At 68.6% G+C, this 16484-nt stretch carries 10 protein-coding genes and 17 tRNA genes; 24 read left to right on the forward strand and 3 right to left on the reverse strand.

What is annotated here, in order from left to right; all coding sequences use genetic code 11:
* Nucleotides 1-4 precede the first annotated feature (4 nt).
* The 24 genes from VF632_RS19705 to VF632_RS19820 all read left to right on the forward strand — a co-directional run bounded on the left by VF632_RS19705 (nt 5) and on the right by VF632_RS19820 (nt 13158).
* A tRNA-Phe gene (locus VF632_RS19705) sits at nt 5-77 on the forward strand.
* Between the two features lie 12 nt (nt 78-89).
* Nucleotides 90-162, forward strand: a tRNA-Trp gene (locus tag VF632_RS19710).
* A 7-nt stretch (nt 163-169) separates the two neighbouring features.
* Nucleotides 170-242, forward strand: a tRNA-Thr gene (locus VF632_RS19715).
* 10 nt (nt 243-252) lie between these two features.
* Nucleotides 253-324, forward strand: a tRNA-Glu gene (locus VF632_RS19720).
* A gap of 18 nt (nt 325-342) precedes the next feature.
* Nucleotides 343-415, forward strand: a tRNA-Gly gene (locus tag VF632_RS19725).
* 42 nt (nt 416-457) lie between these two features.
* Nucleotides 458-531: transfer RNA gene (locus tag VF632_RS19730), tRNA-Asp, on the forward strand.
* Nucleotides 532-583: 52 nt separating this feature from the next.
* Nucleotides 584-656, forward strand: a tRNA-Ala gene (locus tag VF632_RS19735).
* 24 nt (nt 657-680) lie between these two features.
* A tRNA-Tyr gene (locus VF632_RS19740) sits at nt 681-764 on the forward strand.
* 4 nt (nt 765-768) lie between these two features.
* Nucleotides 769-842: transfer RNA gene (locus tag VF632_RS19745), tRNA-Val, on the forward strand.
* Between the two features lie 15 nt (nt 843-857).
* Nucleotides 858-930, forward strand: a tRNA-Ala gene (locus tag VF632_RS19750).
* Between the two features lie 14 nt (nt 931-944).
* Nucleotides 945-1016, forward strand: a tRNA-Thr gene (locus VF632_RS19755).
* Between the two features lie 41 nt (nt 1017-1057).
* Nucleotides 1058-1130 (forward strand) — tRNA-Gly (locus VF632_RS19760).
* Between the two features lie 23 nt (nt 1131-1153).
* Nucleotides 1154-1226, forward strand: a tRNA-Gln gene (locus VF632_RS19765).
* A gap of 45 nt (nt 1227-1271) precedes the next feature.
* A tRNA-Ser gene (locus VF632_RS19770) sits at nt 1272-1358 on the forward strand.
* A 9-nt stretch (nt 1359-1367) separates the two neighbouring features.
* Nucleotides 1368-1453, forward strand: a tRNA-Ser gene (locus tag VF632_RS19775).
* 16 nt (nt 1454-1469) lie between these two features.
* Nucleotides 1470-1543, forward strand: a tRNA-Pro gene (locus VF632_RS19780).
* 20 nt (nt 1544-1563) lie between these two features.
* Nucleotides 1564-1646: transfer RNA gene (locus VF632_RS19785), tRNA-Ser, on the forward strand.
* A gap of 531 nt (nt 1647-2177) precedes the next feature.
* Entirely contained in the window at nt 2178-5255 is a 3078-nt protein-coding gene (locus VF632_RS19790) for a SusC/RagA family TonB-linked outer membrane protein (RefSeq protein WP_331024640.1), read from the forward strand.
* A 36-nt stretch (nt 5256-5291) separates the two neighbouring features.
* Nucleotides 5292-6695, forward strand: a complete 1404-nt coding sequence (locus VF632_RS19795) for a RagB/SusD family nutrient uptake outer membrane protein (protein WP_331024641.1) — start codon at nt 5292-5294, stop codon at nt 6693-6695.
* Between the two features lie 102 nt (nt 6696-6797).
* On the forward strand, nt 6798-7400 hold the full coding sequence (locus VF632_RS19800) for a hypothetical protein (protein WP_331024642.1): 603 nt from the start codon (nt 6798-6800) through the stop codon (nt 7398-7400).
* Between the two features lie 623 nt (nt 7401-8023).
* Complete coding sequence (locus VF632_RS19805) at nt 8024-9472, forward strand: S8 family serine peptidase (RefSeq protein WP_331024643.1); 1449 nt, start codon at nt 8024-8026, stop codon at nt 9470-9472.
* A gap of 252 nt (nt 9473-9724) precedes the next feature.
* A complete protein-coding gene (locus tag VF632_RS19810) occupies nt 9725-11092 on the forward strand; it encodes a sigma-54 dependent transcriptional regulator (RefSeq protein ID WP_331024644.1) in 1368 nt (455 codons plus the stop codon).
* Between the two features lie 195 nt (nt 11093-11287).
* On the forward strand, nt 11288-11833 hold the full coding sequence (locus tag VF632_RS19815; protein ID WP_331024645.1) for a hypothetical protein: 546 nt from the start codon (nt 11288-11290) through the stop codon (nt 11831-11833).
* A gap of 32 nt (nt 11834-11865) precedes the next feature.
* Nucleotides 11866-13158 carry a tetratricopeptide repeat protein gene (locus tag VF632_RS19820; RefSeq protein ID WP_331024646.1) on the forward strand — a complete coding sequence of 431 codons (1293 nt, stop codon included), beginning with the start codon at nt 11866-11868 and terminating at the stop codon, nt 13156-13158.
* Between the two features lie 77 nt (nt 13159-13235).
* On the opposite strand, the gene VF632_RS19825 is transcribed toward VF632_RS19820, so the two are convergent.
* The 3 genes from VF632_RS19825 to VF632_RS19835 all read right to left on the reverse strand — a co-directional run bounded on the left by VF632_RS19825 (nt 13236) and on the right by VF632_RS19835 (nt 16254).
* Nucleotides 13236-13460, reverse strand: coding sequence for a hypothetical protein (locus VF632_RS19825; RefSeq protein WP_331024647.1), 225 nt, complete (start codon nt 13458-13460; stop codon nt 13236-13238).
* Entirely contained in the window at nt 13454-13858 is a 405-nt protein-coding gene (locus VF632_RS19830; RefSeq protein ID WP_331024648.1) for a hypothetical protein, read from the reverse strand. Before VF632_RS19830 ends, VF632_RS19825 begins: the two co-directional genes overlap by 7 nt.
* 170 nt (nt 13859-14028) lie before the next feature.
* On the reverse strand, nt 14029-16254 hold the full coding sequence (locus VF632_RS19835; RefSeq protein WP_331024649.1) for an aconitase family protein: 2226 nt from the start codon (nt 16252-16254) through the stop codon (nt 14029-14031).
* Nucleotides 16255-16484: the final 230 nt, after the last annotated feature.

Genomic DNA, 16484 nt, shown 5'->3' on the forward strand with positions numbered 1-16484 from the left:
TGAGGGCCAGGTAGCTCAGTTGGTAGAGCACACGACTGAAAATCGTGGTGTCGGGGGTTCGACTCCCTCCCTGGCCACCTGAACGCCGTAGGTCAGTAGCTCAATTGGTAGAGCACCGGTCTCCAAAACCGGCGGTTGGGGGTTCGATTCCCTCCTGGCCTGCTTGGGTGCTCGCGTAGCTCAGCCGGCAGAGCACTTCCTTGGTAAGGAAGAGGTCATGGGTTCGAGTCCCATCGCGAGCTTGAAGGGCATGCTCCCATCGTCTATCGGTTAGGACACGACCCTTTCAAGGTTGAGAGCGGGGTTCGACTCCCCGTGGGAGCGTCGGGTAGCAGTGGTAGTGCGGGCATAGCTCAGTTGGTAGAGCGCAACCTTGCCAAGGTTGAGGTCGCCAGTTCGAATCTGGTTGCCCGCTCCTGGCCGGAGATGAAGACTCCGGGGTACAAGTCAAACGCAAGGGGCCGTAGCTCAGTCGGTTAGAGTGCCGGACTGTCACTCCGGAGGTCGCGGGTTCGAGTCCCGTCGGCCCCGTTCGCGGGAAGGTTTGAAAATTCGGGTTGGATTCCGCCCTTCGCGGCGGTCCGGGGCCGTAGCTCAGTTGGGAGAGCGCTTGAATGGCATTCAAGAGGTCAGGGGTTCGATTCCCCTCGGCTCCATTGGCACGCAGTGAGCACCAAAGCGGTGGGGTGGCCGAGTGGCTAATGGCAGCAGACTGTAAATCTGCCGGGCTAAGCCCTACGTAGGTTCGAATCCTACCCCCACCACTTCGGGCGGTTAGCTCAGTTGGTTAGAGCGCCACGTTGACATCGTGGAGGTCACAAGTTCGAGTCTTGTACCGCCCACTCGCGCTGGTTTTCGGGGCTGTAGCTCAGATGGGAGAGCGCTGCAATCGCACTGCAGAGGTCAGGGGTTCGATTCCCCTCAGCTCCACTTTGACGGACGTTGCCACCGTAGCTCAGGGGTAGAGCACTCGATTCGTAATCGAGCGGTCGTCGGTTCAATTCCGACCGGTGGCTCTGGTGCAACCGCGGCAGCGGGTTTACATTTGGCAGGTCGTGCGGGAGTAGCTCAGTTGGCAGAGCATCAGCTTCCCAAGCTGAGGGTCGCGGGTTCGAATCCCGTCTCCCGCTTCGTTTTGACAATCCGGTTTTGGTGCCCTCTGGTGTAATTGGCAACACGCCTGACTCTGACTCAGGAAAGTCCAGGTTCGATCCCTGGGGGGGCAATGGAGGAAAGGTGCGCGCGGTGGGCTGCCGCGCGTGCACGGTACTGGAGAGGTGGGTGAGTGGCTAAAACCAACGGTTTGCTAAACCGTCGTGCCCAAAAGGCACACGCGGGTTCGAATCCCGCCCTCTCCGCTCCGTCTTGGACCGGTGTCCGAGCGGCTTAAGGAGCACGATTGGAAATCGTGTGGGGTTAACAGCCCTCGTGGGTTCGAATCCCACCCGGTCCGCTCCGTGGGGAAGTTTCGGGACGTGGCTCAGCCCGGTAGAGCACTCGCTTCGGGAGCGAGGGGTCGCCGGTTCAAATCCGGCCGTCCCGACTGACAAGTCGGTTGTTGTGGGAGGCGTAGTCTAACTGGTAAGGCACCGCACTCGAAATGCGGCGGGCGCAAGCCTTTGGGGGTTCGAGTCCCTCCGCCTCCGCTGTGTCCGAACATCATCAGAACGGCCCCTCTGCCCCTCGCGGGTGGAGGGGCCGTTTTGCGTTGTCCCGATTTTGCCGGCTGGAACGCTTCTCCCCCAGGGGCGTTGAGGCGGGCCCTTGTGCGGCCCCGCCCCGCGCGTTCCATCATCATCCGAATCATCCGTGCGGCGAGCCGGCGCGCGACCCTCGAGGCGTCCGCAACGAACATCATTGCCGGGCTCCTCCGCAATCGCCAGTATACGGTGACCGTGTGCCGCGGCCCCCGGCTGTACCCGGTGGGTAGATGTGATTGACATCGAACGGCGATCTTCGTATCCTCCTATTCCCTCACACACTTACGTCATCGCTGAGTGTCTTGCTCTGGACCTGGCCGTCCGTAGCCGACGCTGGTTGATATCAAATGTTTGGCGGGTGCCCCCGGAGGCATGCGCGCCAAAGCCAGAACCGCGGACCACGGGGTCCGCGCCGCCAGCTTGCGGCCGCCTCCAGGCGGCGGGCTGGTTCCATCACCCTCCTCATGCGGAGAGCGTATGATCCGGAAAACTTGTCGGTGGCTGGCGGTGGCAGCCGTCAGCCTGCTCGGCGGCCTGGGCGCGCCGCAGCTTGCGGCCCAGGCGGGCGGCACCATTACGGGCCGCGTCACCGAGAGCTCGGGCGAACCGCTCGCCGCGGTGCAGGTGAACGTGGTAGGCACCAGCGTCCGGACGTCGACGGACGTGTCGGGCCAGTTCACCCTGCGGGGCGTTCCCACCGGGCGCAACGTTACCGTTCAGGCTCAGCGCGTGGGGTACGCGGAGCAGGCCCGCACCGTCATGGTGCCGACGGGCGGCACCGCCACCGTGAGCTTTCAGCTGCAGGCCGCCGCGGTTCAGCTGGCCGAGATCGTGGCCACGGCCACCGGCGAGCGCCGCCGCGTGGAAGTGGGCAACGCGGTCACCCAGGTGAACGCGGCCACCATCGTCGAAGAGCGTCCCGTCGCCAACATGACCGACCTGCTCACGGCGCGCGCGCCGGGCGTGCAGGTGCTTCCCGGCGGGATGACGGGCACCGGCGCGCGCGTGCGCGTGCGCGGCACCAGCTCGCTCTCGCTGTCGAACGACCCCATCTACATCATCGACGGCGTGCGCATGCAGAGCGCGAGGGAGTCGGGCAGCATCTCCACGGGCGGACAGCTGCCCAGCCGCCTCGGCGACATCAACCCCGAGGAGATCGAGAGCATGGAGGTGGTGAAGGGGCCGTCGGCGGCAACGCTGTATGGAACCGACGCCGCCAACGGGGTGATCGTGATCCGCACCAAGCGCGGGCGCGCGGGCCGGCCCCAGTGGAACCTGTACACCGAGCAGGGCATCCTGGAAGACCGCAACGAGTACCCCGCGGCCTACCGCGCCTACACGCGCAGCACGGGCTTCACGCCCACCACGCCCTCGGGCGGCAGCCAGTGCTTCCTGGCCGACCGCGCGCGCGCCGCATGCACGCAGGACAGCGTCACCAGCTACAACCTGTTCGCGAACCCGCGCGCCACGCCCTACGCCCGCGGCAGCCGCCAGCAGTACGGCATTCAGGTCAGCGGCGGCACCGAGGCCATGCGCTACTTCGTTTCGGGCGAGCGCGAGCAGGAGACCGGCGTGCTGCGCATGCCTTCGTTCGAGCAGGACCGCCTTCGGCTGCAGGGCGTGGCCCTTCGCGACGAGTGGGTGCGGCCCAACGCGCTGGAGCGCCTTTCGGGACGCGCGAACCTGAACCTTACGTTCTCGCCCAAGGCCGACGTGGCCATCAGCACGGCCTTCACGCACCAGAACCTGCGGCTGCCGCAGCACGAGAACAACGCGGTGGGCCTGGGCTCGAACGCGTACGGTGGACCGGGCTCGGGGGCGAACACCAACGCCGCCGGCGACAGCCTGTTCGGATACCGTGCCTACGCGCCGGGCGACATCTTCCAGTTGGCCACCACGCAGGACATCGACCGCTTCATCGGGTCCATCACCGGCAACTACCGCCCCCTGGAGTGGCTGACCGCGCGCACCAACGCGGGCATCGACTTCACCAGCCGGGTGGACGAGGAGATCTGCCGCCGCGGCGAGTGCCCCAACTTCAGCACCTACCGCCAGGGCTTCAAGCGCGACAACCGCACCACCTTCCACACCGGCTCGCTGGACGGCTCGATGAGCGCGGAATTCCAGCCGCTCAGCTGGTTGCAGACCCGCACCACCGTGGGTGCCCAGTTCTACCAGGACGTGTTCGACCGCAACGGGTCGTACGGCGAGAACCTTCCGCCGGGCGGCACGCAGATCACCTCGGCGGCCACCCTGTTCGCGTCGGAGAGCACCTCGGAGTCGCGGACGTTCGGCGCCTTCATCGAGGAGAACCTGACCTTCGGTGACCGCCTGTTCGTCACGGCCGGCCTGCGCTCGGACCGCAACAGCGCGTTCGGCGCGGACTTCGAGACGGTGTACTATCCCAAGCTGGCCGCCTCGTACGTGATCTCGGCAGAGCGCTGGTTCCCCAACTTCGGCGGCACGCTCGACGAGCTTCGGTTCCGCGCGGCCTGGGGCGCCAGCGGCGTACAGCCGGGTACGATCGACGCCGTGCAGTACCTGGGCGCGACGCAGGTGCGCGTCGACGCTTCGGAGCTGCCGGGCGTGGTGTTCACCTCGCTGGGCAACCTCAACCTGAGGCCCGAGCGCTCCGAGGAGCTCGAGCTGGGTGTGGACGGCACGTTCCTGAACAACCGCGTGAACGCCGAGTTCACGTACTACGACAAGCGCTCGGCCGACGCGCTGATCGACCGCGTGCTGCCGCCCTCCCTGGGCACCGGCTCGACCTCGCGGTTCGAGAACCTGGGCGCCGTACGCAACTGGGGATACGAGGCCCTGGTCAACGCGCAGCTGGTGCAGCGCAGGGCGTTCGGGTGGGACGTGACGCTGAACGGCTCCACCAACTCCAACGAGCTGGAAGACCTGGGCGAGGTTCCGCCGATCATCGGCGCGACCATCCGGCAGATCGAGGGCTACCCGATCAACGGCTGGTGGCAGCGCCCGATCGTGAGCTTCGAGGACAAGAACTCCGACGGCATCCTTGGGGTGGAGGAGGTCGTGGTGGGTGACACGGCCGTGTTCATGGGGTACTCGATTCCCCGACACGAGGTCGCGTTCACCAACGGGTTCGATTTCGCGAACCGCACCATCCGGCTGGTCGCGATGTTCGACTACAAGGGCGGCTCCAAGCAGCTGTACGGCACGGAGCGCATCCGCTGCCAGAACCGCGGCAACTGCCGCGGCGCCCTGGACCCGACTGCGCCGCTGGAGGAGCAGGCCGCGGCCATCGCGCTGCGGAGCGCCGCGCTGGGGAACAGCCAGGCCGGCTACATCGTCGACAACTCGTTCTTCCGCTTCCGCGAGCTTGCCCTGAACGTGAGCGCTCCCGAGGGCTGGGCGCGCCGCGTGGGCAGCCGTTCGCTAAGCGCGACGGTATCCGCCCGCAACCTGAAGCTGTGGTCGGACTACCCGGGCGTGGACCCCGAGACGGGCTACGGAACCGACGTCGTCAGCGACTTCCAGTCGCAGCCGCCGCCAACGTACATCACGCTGCGTCTGAACCTGGGCCTGTAATCAACCAGCACGGCTGACCTCTACTGGGAATTGAACATGAAGAACATGCTTTCCAGGAGCAGCGCCCGGATTCGCGCCACCCTGGGGATGCTCGCCCTCGCGGCGAGCCTCCCCCTGGCGGGGTGTGAAACCGAGGAGCTCCTTACGGTAACGGACCCGGACATCATCAACCCCGGCGACGTCGCCAGCCCGGCCGGCGCCGAGGCGGTGCGGCTGGGCGCCCTGTCGCGCTTCATCGGCACCACCACGGGGAGCAGCGGCGGCACCTTCACCGAAACGCTGTTCGTGTGGAGCGGCCAGCTGGCCGACGAGTGGCGTACCGGCGACACCTTCGCCCAGCGCCTGCAGGTGGACTCGCGCTCGATGGATGCGAGCAACTCCGGCGTGGACAACGCCCTGCGCAACGCGCACCGCGCGCGGCTGTCTGCCGCCCAGGCCGTCGTGGCGCTGCGGCAGTACGCGCCGGCGGCCCCGGCGTGGCAGATCGCCGAGATGTACTTCGTGCAGGGCTTCGTCGAAAACATGCTCGGCGAGTACTTCTGCAGCGGGGTGGCCTTCAGCACCGTCGTGGACGGGGCCGAGCAGTTCGGCGGCCAGGCGACGACCGCCGAGACCTTTGCCCGCGCTCTGGCGCACGCCGACTCGGGGCTGGCGCTGAGCACCGGCACCGACGCCAACTCGATCCGCGTGCGCAACGCCATCATGGTGCTTCGCGGGCGCATCCTGCTGAACCAGGGCAGCTTTGCCCAGGCGGCGGCCGCGGTGAGCGCGGTGCCCACCAGCTTCGCGTACGCACACCAGCACTCGCAGACCACGCGTGACAACGTCAACTGGCTGATGAACAACAACTCGGGCCGGTACGCGGTGGGCGACAACGAAGGCGGCAACGGCCTGAACTTCGCGACCGCCAACGACCCGCGGCTTCCCGTCTGCCGCGGCGGTGACGTGGCGTGCAAAGCGGTGGGAGTGACGAACACCAAGCCATTCAACACGCTGACCACGACGCCTTACTACGTGCAGCTGAAGTGGCCCAACCGGGGGGACCCGATCGCCGTCGCCAACGGCATCGAGGCGCGCCTGATCGAGGCCGAGGCCGCCTACAGCATGGGCGCCAACGGAAACGCCCTGCCCATCCTCAATGCCCTGCGGGCCACCGTGACCGGGCTGGCCCCGCTGACGGACCCGGGCACTCCGGCGGGCCGCGTGAACCAGCTGTTCCGCGAGCGTGCCTTCTGGATGTTCGGCACGGGGCACCGCCTGGGCGACCTGCGCCGGCTGGTTCGCCAGTACGGCCGGGCGCAGGAGACGGTATTCCCCGTGGGCAACTATGCCGAGGGCGGCACCTACGGGTCGGACGTGAACTTCCCCGTGCCGCAGTCCGAGGCCAACAACCCCTCGATCCCCCAGGGCACGAACCTGTGCATCGACCGGAACGCTTGATCCGGACGGCCTGATGTACGACAATGCCCTGGAAGACCGACCGGTTTCCCAGGGCATTCGTTCATCCAGAGATCCACATCCATGACCACCTCCCCCGCTTGGATGCCGCTTGCACGCGCCGCGCGGCTTCTCGTAGGGACGGCCGCTCTCGCCGCCTGCGCGGCAAGCCCGGAATCGGCCGCGCACGTGCTCGGACCGTACGAGCCGCTGGCGCCCCGGCTGGAAAAGGTGAGCAGCCGCCGCGCGACCGTGTCGGTGGCGCATCCCGCGCACATCTCGGTCATCGAGGTGGCGACCGACGGCGCACGCCTGGTGTACCCGAACGATACGCGCGGGCGCGAGCCGCTGCCGCGGGGGCGCCACCGCATCGACTTCGGTGCGAACCCGCTCTCGTTTGGCCCTCCCGGCCCGGGGACCGTCCATACGCGCAGGGTTTGCATGGACGAGCCCGGCGACCGAAGCACCGGCCTGGGGCGCCAAGCCTGCGGAAGCCACCAGGCGGGCACGCCCGCCCCGCCCGCGGCGGGCTTTCGCCACCTCGTGGTGTTCGCCTCGCACTCGTTCCTGACCGCGGCGCAGCTGCGCGACGCACTTCGGGCGCATCCGTCCACCACTCCGGAACACGTGGCCGTGGCGCTGGCCCACGCCCTGGAGGATACGGGCCAGGACGCGCGCTGGGCCGCATACGTCTCCGGCCCGTATTGATCCCGGGCCTCGCCCCCGCCCGTCGACGTGACGATGCCGAACCCCTCGGCGGAGCTGAACAACCCCAACGTGCAGCAGCTCTGCATCGACCGGAACGCCTGAGCCAGCAAGGGCCTCCGGCCTGATCGCGGTAAGCAGCCCCGGCTCTTCGCGGAAGAGCCGGGGCTGTCTCTTTTCCGGGGGCGCGACACTGCGGCACGCACGAGGTGGCTGGGGAGGCGGTCGCGAGCGCCCGCTTTCGCCGACTTCCCTTATTTGGTGATATCCTTCACCAAAAGGGAAGCGTTCTGCACCTAAATAGTGAATACCCTGTTTCCGTGCTCATCCATGACCCTCGTGGCCGCGCGGTGAAATCCCGTGGAAAGGCTCTTGGCCAACCAGCCGCGCCGGGAGGGCCGCTGCGACTGACACGTCGCCGCAATGATTCGACTGCAGGAGGTTGGGGCAGGAGTGCAGTCGCGCGGGACTCGCCCCGGCCAGGCCGGCCGGACGTGCTTTTTCCAGCTTTTCGACGGTGGCGCAATGCGGTGGATTTCGAGTGGGGGCCTGGACCCGTGCTTGCCTTTGCCGGCGCCGGACACGAACCCCTCGTGCATCGAACGCCCCGTACCGGAGAACGCCTGATGAAGCGGATGATCGCCGTCGCCGCCAGCGTGATGCTGGCCGCCGCCTGCCAGGATGGGCAGGCGCCCCTTACGCTGGAGACCGGCACGCCGGCCTCCCTGCTGGGCATCCGGCCCGCCGTGCGCGTAGACCCCGTGCTCAGGAACCTGCTGAACATGGCCAGCCCGGCGCAGCAGCTGGAAGTGCTGGTGACCTTCGATCCCGCCGTGACCACGGCCGACGCCGTGGCGCGCGCGCTGACCCGGTCGGGCGCGGGAATCATCCGCTTCGAGCACCTTCCCATCGTGTACGCGGTCGCCACTCCGGTGCAGATCACGGGGATCTCGGCGCATCCGGGGGTCATTTCGCTGTTCGCCAACAAGCAGCTGCGGTACCAGATGTCCGAGAGCCTGCGCAGCATCCGGGCGGACGTGGCGCACGTGGAAGGCTACACCGGCAAGGGCGTGGGCGTGGCGATCCTGGACAGCGGCATCGACGGCCTGTTCAGCCCGGACCTGAAGTACCCGTCGCGCACCGTGAAGAACGTGAAGATCGTGGCCGGCTGGCGCGACCTGGCGCTCTTCGGCGAGGGGCAGGCCCCGCTGGCCAGCGACCTGTACCTGGACAACGTGCCCAACAGCGAGACCAGCGTGGGCCACGGCACGCACGTGGCCGGAACCGCCGCGGGCGACGGCACCGCGTCCGGCGGCAAGTACACCGGCGTGGCTCCGGAAGCCAACCTGATCGGCGTGGGCGCGGGCGACGTGCTGTTCGTGCTGTTCACCCTGGCCGGCTTCGACTACATCCTCGACAACCAGGCCGCCTACAACATCCAGGTGGTGAACAACTCGTGGGGCGGCTCGGGCGTGTTCGATCCGGCGGACCCCGTCAACGTGGCCACGAAGCGGGTGTACGACCGCGGGATCGCGGTGGTGTTCGCCGCGGGCAACGAGGGTCCCGCCGAGAATACGCTGAACCCCTACAGCGCGGCGCCGTGGGTGATTTCCGTCGCCGCCGGCTGCAAGACGGTTTCGCCGGACCCCACCAACTCGGAGGCGCAGTGCGTGGACGGCCGCGCCAACCTGCTGGCCGACTTCTCGTCGCGCGGCGTTCCGGGTGACGCGCTGTATCACCCCGACGTGGTGGCGCCCGGCGTGAACATCGTGTCGACCCGCGCGGCGCTCGGCGTGGTGATCAACGGAACGGCCGCGCCCGACGACCTGACCACCTGCCAGATTCCGGACGGGCTGGAGGTGTTCTACACCTGCATCGACGGCACTTCGATGGCGGCCCCGCACGTTGCCGGCGCGATCGCCCTGCTGGAGCAGGCCGCCGGCGGCAACCTGACGCCCGACCAAGCGTACCAGGCGATCCGCGCGACCGCGAAGCCGATGCCCGGCTACGCGCAGTGGGAGGTGGGCGCGGGCTACCTGGACGCCTACGCGGCGGTCCAGGCCGTCAGGCCCTGACCACGGGCATCCTCGGCTGCCGCGGAGCAGAAGCGCCGCGGTAGCCCGCCGGGAGGGGACGAGGTTCGAGTGCGTGGGGCGCGCCGGAACGATCCGGTGCCGCTCCACGCACTCGCCGCATTCCGGGGCTCTTGGTGCACCCTTCTCCGCCCCGGTACCCTGGTTCGCCCTCTTCACCGTTGCACCATTTTGCGGAAACGCGCATTATGGGCAATCCCCCGTCTCACCCTGCGCATCCGCCCGGCGGTGCCCTTGCCTTCTTTTCTCGTCGTCGATGCCGCGCCCGAGACGCTCGCCGCCGCCCGAGAGGCGGCAGGCGCGCGTACGGAGGTGCGCGCGGCGGCATCGCTGGGCGAGGGGCTGGAGATGCTGCGCGGCAGGAAATGGGACGCGGTGCTTCTCTCGCTGGACTTCGAGGCGGCGGACCTGGCGCTGGTCTCCCGGCTGGCCGAATCCGGCGTGCAGCCGAATTCGGTGGTGCTCACCTCGTCGCGCCCCACCATGCAGGCGATGGTGGAATCTTCGCGCCTGGGGGTGCTGGGGCTGATCGCCACGCCCGTGAACGCCGACGAGCTCGCCGCGCTGCTGCGCGAGGTGTTCGCCGGCGAGGACGTGGTCCCGCTTCCCCCCGCCGATGCCCCGGCCGACGACGAGGAGACGGCCATCGGCGCCAGCCCGCCCATGCTGGAGGTGTTCCGCATGGTGGGCCGGGTGGCCGGGAGCGCGGCCACGGTGCTGGTGCTGGGGCAGAGCGGAACGGGCAAGGAGCTGGTGGCGCGCGCCCTCCACCGCAACAGTCCCCGCTCGTCGGGCCCGTTCGTGGCCATCAACTGCGCGGCCATCCCCGAAAACCTGCTGGAGTCGGAGCTCTTCGGCCACGAGAAGGGCGCCTTCACCGGCGCCATCGCCCGCAAGGTGGGGCGCTTCGAGCGGGCGCACGGCGGCACGCTGTTCCTGGACGAGATCGGCGACATGTCGCTGCCCCTGCAGAGCAAGATCCTGCGGGCGCTCCAGGAGCGGGAGATCGAGCGGGTGGGCGGGGAAGGGCGCATTCCCGTGGACGTTCGCGTGGTCGCCGCCACGCACCGCGACCTGCGCTCGGCCATCGCCGAAGGGGCCTTTCGCGAGGACCTGTACTTTCGCCTGGCCGTGGTGACGCTGAACCTGCCCCGGCTGGCGGACCGCGGCACCGACCTGGACCTGCTGATCCGGTTCTTCGTCGCCCGCTACGCCGTGCGCTACGGGCGTCCCCTGCGCGGCGTCAGCCGCACGGTGATGGACCTTCTGCAGCGCCACCCGTGGCCCGGCAACGTCCGCGAGCTGAAGAACGTGCTGGAGCGCGCCGTGCTCCTGGCCCGCGGCCCCGTTCTGCTTCCCGAGCACCTTCCCCTGGACCAGCTTCGCAGCCACACCGGCGCCCCCGCCCCCGAGAACGCCTCGCCCCTGCCGGGCTACGCGCCGGAGATGTCGATGGAGCAGGTGGAGGCGCTGCACATCCGCGAGGTGCTGCGCCTGGTGCGCGGCCACCTGGGGCGCGCGTCGGAGGTGCTCGGCTTTCACCGGAACACGCTCACGCGCAAGATCCGGGAGTACGGCCTGGAGGACGCGGTCCGGGCGTGACCTCGCCTTGATTGGGGAGGGACCCCGCTTTTTGGTGAGCCTTGCCCTCTTTTTGTGCAGGCTGGTGGATCGCGCGGCTGGATCGATAGCCGCAAGTCCAGCAATTACGCGGAGATACGTGATCTTGTTCCCCGGCACGGCCCGTGCTAAAGCCAGGCTCCATCTCCGATCCGCATCCACCGACAGGAGCCATCCGTGACCGCTCGCCGCACGCTCGCCCTTGCCGCCGCCCTGTTCGCGCTGGCCGGGTGCTCTGATTCTTCGCAGCCCATGCTCTCGACCCCGGCACCCGCCGCGGAGTCGCTTGCCGGAACCGTCAGCGTCAACGGCCTGCTGCAGTTCGCGGGCACGCCCAGCCTGCTGGGATCGCGCCACGCCCAAAAGCGCATCATCGCGGCGCAGGGCGGCTTCGTGGAGCTGAACGGCTTCCGCGTCGACATCCCCGCGGGCGCGCTCCCGGCCGACACCACGGTCACCATCGACCTGCCCGCCGACGCGCTGCTGGCCAAGCGCCTCGTCGCCGAGTTCGGCCCGCACGGCGTGCAGTTCAACGCGCCCGTCACCCTGAGCTTTCCGCTCACCGGCGTCCTGTGGAACGGCGGCGGCATCGAGGTGGCGCGCTGGGAGAACGGCGCGTGGACCTCGCTGGGCGGAAGCGTGAACGCGGCAGGCACCGCACTGTCGGGCACCACGCCGCACTTCAGCCTGTACGGTGGCAAGTACCTGCTGGCCGGCGGCTGAGGCAGGGCGCCCTGAACGGTTCCGCGCTCCAGATGAGCAAGCTGTCTCCGCCCCACCTGCTGGTGGAGCGCGCGCTGGCGCTCGTTCCCGACTACGAGGAGTTCCTGCCGTTGAGCGACGCGCTGATCGTCGGTTCGCGGGTGGACGCCGACAAGGTCTGGGCGCGCTCGGGCGGGTACGCCACCGTGGGCAAGCGCGTCGTGGACACCGACCGCGTGGAAAAGCTCATGCAGGTGCTCCTGGATCGGAACCAGGAACGCCTGCGCGAGCTGTTCGGGCTGGTGCTCGACGCCATCCGCGAGCAGCAGGCGGGGAACCCGGCCGCGGCCGCCGCCCTGCTGATCCGGGCCGGCGAGCTGGAAGAGGCCGAAGGCCGGCTGGACAAGGCCGAGCGCGTGTACCGCCAGGCGCTGGACATTGCCCGCGACCTGCGCGCCAAGGACAGCCACGCGGTGGCCCTGCGGCGGCTGGGCCGCACCGCGCGGACCGCCGGGCGGCTGGACGAGGCGCGGGTGTGGTACGAGCAGAGCCATCAGCTGGCGCTGGACGGGATGGATGCCGTGGGCCAGGTGATCGCCTTGCAGGGCCTAGGCAACGTGTGCGACGACCGCGGCGAGCGGGACGAGGCACGCCGCTGGTGGGAGGCGGGGCTGGAGATGGCGGCCGGGCTGAACGCCCCCGAGCTGGACTGGCCGCTGTACGCCAACCTGTCGGTGCTCACCATGCTGGAGGGCAACCTGGCCGAGGCCGAGCGGCTGCTGGGCCGGGCCCGCGAGCACATCGAGGCGGGCGGCGTGCCAGGCGGCCACCTGTACTGGCTGAACAACCGCGGCCTTCTGCTGCTGGAGCACGGCGACGTGGCCGGTGCCGAGGCCGTGTTCCGCGAGGCGCTGCCCGAGTCGGAGGGCCGCTGGGAGTTGACGCTCCGCGTGAACCTGGGCGAGTCGCTGCTGCGGCAGGGCCGGCTGCTGGAGTCCGAGGACGAGGCCCGCCGTGCGGAGGAGATCGCCATCGTCCAGCGGCTCATTACCGACCTGGTGGACGTGTACTCGCTGCTGGGCTCCATTGCCCGCGAACGGTGCGACGACGAGGGGTTCGTGTTCTACGAGCAGGCGCTGCGCGTGTGCCACGAGCGCGCCCTGCCGCGCAAGACGGAGGCGGCCATCCTTCACGGAAACGGCCGCTTTCACCTGGCGTGCGCCCGCGACGAAGAAGGGCGCGCGTACCTGGAAGCCGCGCGCGAGATCTACCGCGAGCTGGGCTTTGCGCAGGAGCTGGCGCGGGTGGAGAACGACATGGCGCGCCTGGTGCCCGAGCCGGTGTAATCCCGGGAAACATCGGGGAAAAGCGAAGGGGAGCCGCGGGTGCGGCTCCCCTTCGTGCATCTGCTCCCGCGCCGAAGTCACTCCGTGTGAACGGCCCGCTCCACGTCGCGAAGCAGCTCCTTGGCGCCCTTGCCGGAGTGCGCGACCATCCGCTCGCGCCGGCCCGCCGCGTCGGTGATGGTGATCGTGATCACGTCACGCGCGATTCGGTGGCGCGTGGCGCGCGTCTCCCAGGCCACGACCGCGACGCTGAGGAGTCCCGCGGCGATGCTTCCGTACCCGACCAAGTCGTCGATCAGCATTTCTGTACCTCCGCGTGAGCAAGGTAAACGCAGCCGGCGCCTACGAGGATCGTTCCGGCGAGAACTTGCAGTGACGTCGTGAAGATGGCCGCCGGGTTGGGATCGGCGGTGGCCTTGATCGCGGCGAAGTAGAACGACGCCGCCAGGATCAGGATCATGCACACCCCTCCCGCGACCAACCGCGCCACCGGGTGCTCGCGGCCACCCGGGATCAGTTCGCCGAACGCGCCCGCCGCGATTGCCGTGCAGGTCAGCAGCAGCCCCCCATCGGCGGTGATCAGCACCACCGGAACGGGCTCGCGCCCGAGCGCACGGGTCAGGAAGCTGACGGCGAACGGCACCAGCGAAACCAGGACGCTGAACATGAACCAGCGTGTCATCCGTTCGGGGCGGCTCATCGTTGCGTTCCGGGGTTGAGGCTGTATGCCGCTGCGATCCTCCTCAACGATAGTGAACAGAGGGAACGCCGTCAAGGGCGTCCAGAAACTCGTCGCACCTGTGGCCGAAAAGCAGCGGGGGAGCACAGAAATTCCGTGCTCCCCCGCCATTTATTCCACCGGTGTCGGGTTCAGACGCCCGCGGGCTCCGGCTGCGGTTCCCAGGCCACGATGCGCCCCTCCATGGCGCTGGCCGCCACGGTGTAGGGCGAGGCCAGGTACAGCTGCCCGGGGCCCGAGCGCCCGGGGAAGTTGCGGTTGATGGCGCTGATGGTAACGTCGGTGGGCTTGCGGCTGACCCCCGGGCCGGCGTTGATGCACGCCCCGCACGACGGCTCGATGAAGGTGGCGCCCACCTCGCTGAAGAGCCGGTCGTAGCCCAGTTCCTGGCAGTAGGCGTACACCTCCTGCGAGCCGCACTGGATGTACAGCTGCACGTGCTCGGGCTTTTGCACCCCGCGCTCCCGGTACTCGCGCAGCACGCGGGCGTACATGTCCATGTCTTCCTTCTTGCCGGCCGTGCAGCTTCCCGCGTAGGCGATGTCGATGCGCACGTCCTCGCCCAGCTCCTCCACGTACATCCCGTTGCCGGGGTCGCCGGGGAGCGCGATCATCGGCTGCAGCGCCGACGCGTCGATCTCGATCACCTTCACGTACTCGGCGCCCTCGTCGCTGAACAGCCCGTCGATCAGCCGCTCGGCCTCGGCGCGGTCCATCCCGCGCTGCTCCACCAGGTAGTCCACCGTCTTGTGGTCGGGCGCCACGATGCCGGTGAAGGCGCCCACCTCGGCGGCCATGTTCGTCATGGTGGCGCGCTCGTCGACCGACAGCGACTCCACCGCGGGGCCGGCGTACTCGATGATCTGGCCGATGGCGTGCCCGTCCTTGATGTACGGGTGGCGAAGGATCTCGAGCATGAAGTCCTTGGCCGACACGTTCTCCGGCTTCTGCCCGTTGACGATCACCTTGAACGAGCGCGGCACCTCCACCCGTACGTCCTTGGTGATCCACGAGTTGAAGATGGCCGTGGTGCCCACGCCGAACGCCACGCACCCCACGGCGCCCGCGTGCGGCGTGTGGCTGTCGGAGCCGATGATGATGTGCCCGGGAAGCGCGTACGCCTCGAGGATCTTGCTGTGGCAGATGGCCTCGGAGCCGTGCTTGCCGTGCCCCAGCTCGCCGTACAGGCGCACGCCCTGCTTTTCCGCGAACTGCCGCTGCTTCACCTCCAGCTGGTTGGCCACGTCCAGCAGGCCGAGCTGCACGCGCTCGGGGGGCATGGCGTCCTTGAGGAAGGTGAGGTGGTCGCGGAAGAAGAGGATGCTCTCCGGCTCCACCACCCGCTCTTCCGGCCCCACCAGCGACTCGAAGAAGATGGCCGACATGGGGGTGACGTACTCGTGCGAGAAGCGGATGTCCGTCTGCACGAAGCCCGAGTCGCCCGGCTGCACCCACTGCACGCCGATGTCGCCCCTGGAAAGGTCCGTCACCCAGTGGCGGGCGAAGATCTTTTCGGCGATGGTCATCGGCCGGCGGCCGCGGTGGCGGGTGCCGTCGGGGGCGCCCACGCTGTCGGATTCCACGTTGGAGGTGGACGTAGCCACGAACTGGGCGGCGGCGTAGTCCACGCCCGTGTCCGGCCCCGGCCCGGGAAGGTTGCCCTCGCCGCTGCCGCGCATGGCCCGCACGTCGGCCGCGTCGGTGGACGCCGGGGCGTCGCCGGGCTGGCCGTGGTGGCAGGAGATGGCCGGCGTGCGCACCGTGCCCTGCAGCCGCGCCACGTTGTAGTTGAACAATCCGCCGTGCTCGATGATGCCGCGGGTGATCTCGTCGGCGCCGTCGGTGAACTCGGTCAGCGGAATGGTGTCGCCGCGGCGGATGCGCTCCACCAGCTCGAAGTTGGTGGACGTGAGCACTCCCAGGTTCTGGCAGTTCTCGCGGTAGATGCGCTCGATGTTCTCGGCGATCACCACCTTGATGCCGGCCATCATCTCGGCGTAGGGGCTCTGCTCGCGCGAGCTGCCCTTGCCCCGGCGCGTGCCGCTGACCGAGGCCACGAACCCGCCCTGCCGCACGCTGCCCTGCTTGATGGGGAACTCGGCGCCGGCCTTGAGCCCCAGGTACGGGAACTCGCCCAGCGTTTCGTCGAAGTAGTAGCAGATGTACGCCGGGGTGATCTCGTCGGTCGAGATGTTGTCGCGCAGGGTGGCGCGCACCTCGTCCGTAAGCTCCACGTCTTCGCCGGCCAGCTGCCGGCGGATGAGCTCGGGGTCGTCTACCAGGAAGAGCACGCGGCCCTGAAGGCGCACCTCCGGCGGCAGCTTTTCGATCGTGCGCGTCAGCAGCGAGGGAATCATCGAGTACCCGCGGGATGGATCAGGATCGTAAGGACCCGGACGTACACCGGGCCGCGACGGAACGTCCGCAACCTTGCAAATTTGGGCTGTCGAGCGCCTTGCGGCAACCCGTGGGGCGTCACGCGGCTCAGTCCCGGGGGGATGGGCTCAGCCCCGGAGCCGGCAGGCGGGGCAATGCTCGTTGCGGATAGCAAATGGTAGGAATGTTACATTAGGCGCCGTAAAACGTA

Source organism: Longimicrobium sp. (assembly GCF_036388275.1).
In the GTDB taxonomy this organism is placed as follows: domain Bacteria; phylum Gemmatimonadota; class Gemmatimonadetes; order Longimicrobiales; family Longimicrobiaceae; genus Longimicrobium.

What these genes read in the sequence shown, in the direction of transcription:
- VF632_RS19825 (WP_331024647.1), bottom strand. Translation starts at nt 13,460, where the DNA reads ATGCTGATCGACGACTTGGTCGGGTACGGAAGCATCGCCGCGGGACTC.
- VF632_RS19805 (WP_331024643.1), top strand. Translation starts at nt 8,024, where the DNA reads ATGAAGCGGATGATCGCCGTCGCCGCCAGCGTGATGCTGGCCGCCGCC.
- VF632_RS19790 (WP_331024640.1), top strand. Translation starts at nt 2,178, where the DNA reads ATGATCCGGAAAACTTGTCGGTGGCTGGCGGTGGCAGCCGTCAGCCTG.
- VF632_RS19830 (WP_331024648.1), bottom strand. Translation starts at nt 13,858, where the DNA reads ATGAGCCGCCCCGAACGGATGACACGCTGGTTCATGTTCAGCGTCCTG.
- VF632_RS19835 (WP_331024649.1), bottom strand. Translation starts at nt 16,254, where the DNA reads ATGATTCCCTCGCTGCTGACGCGCACGATCGAAAAGCTGCCGCCGGAG.
- VF632_RS19820 (WP_331024646.1), top strand. Translation starts at nt 11,866, where the DNA reads ATGAGCAAGCTGTCTCCGCCCCACCTGCTGGTGGAGCGCGCGCTGGCG.
- VF632_RS19800 (WP_331024642.1), top strand. Translation starts at nt 6,798, where the DNA reads ATGCCGCTTGCACGCGCCGCGCGGCTTCTCGTAGGGACGGCCGCTCTC.
- VF632_RS19795 (WP_331024641.1), top strand. Translation starts at nt 5,292, where the DNA reads ATGAAGAACATGCTTTCCAGGAGCAGCGCCCGGATTCGCGCCACCCTG.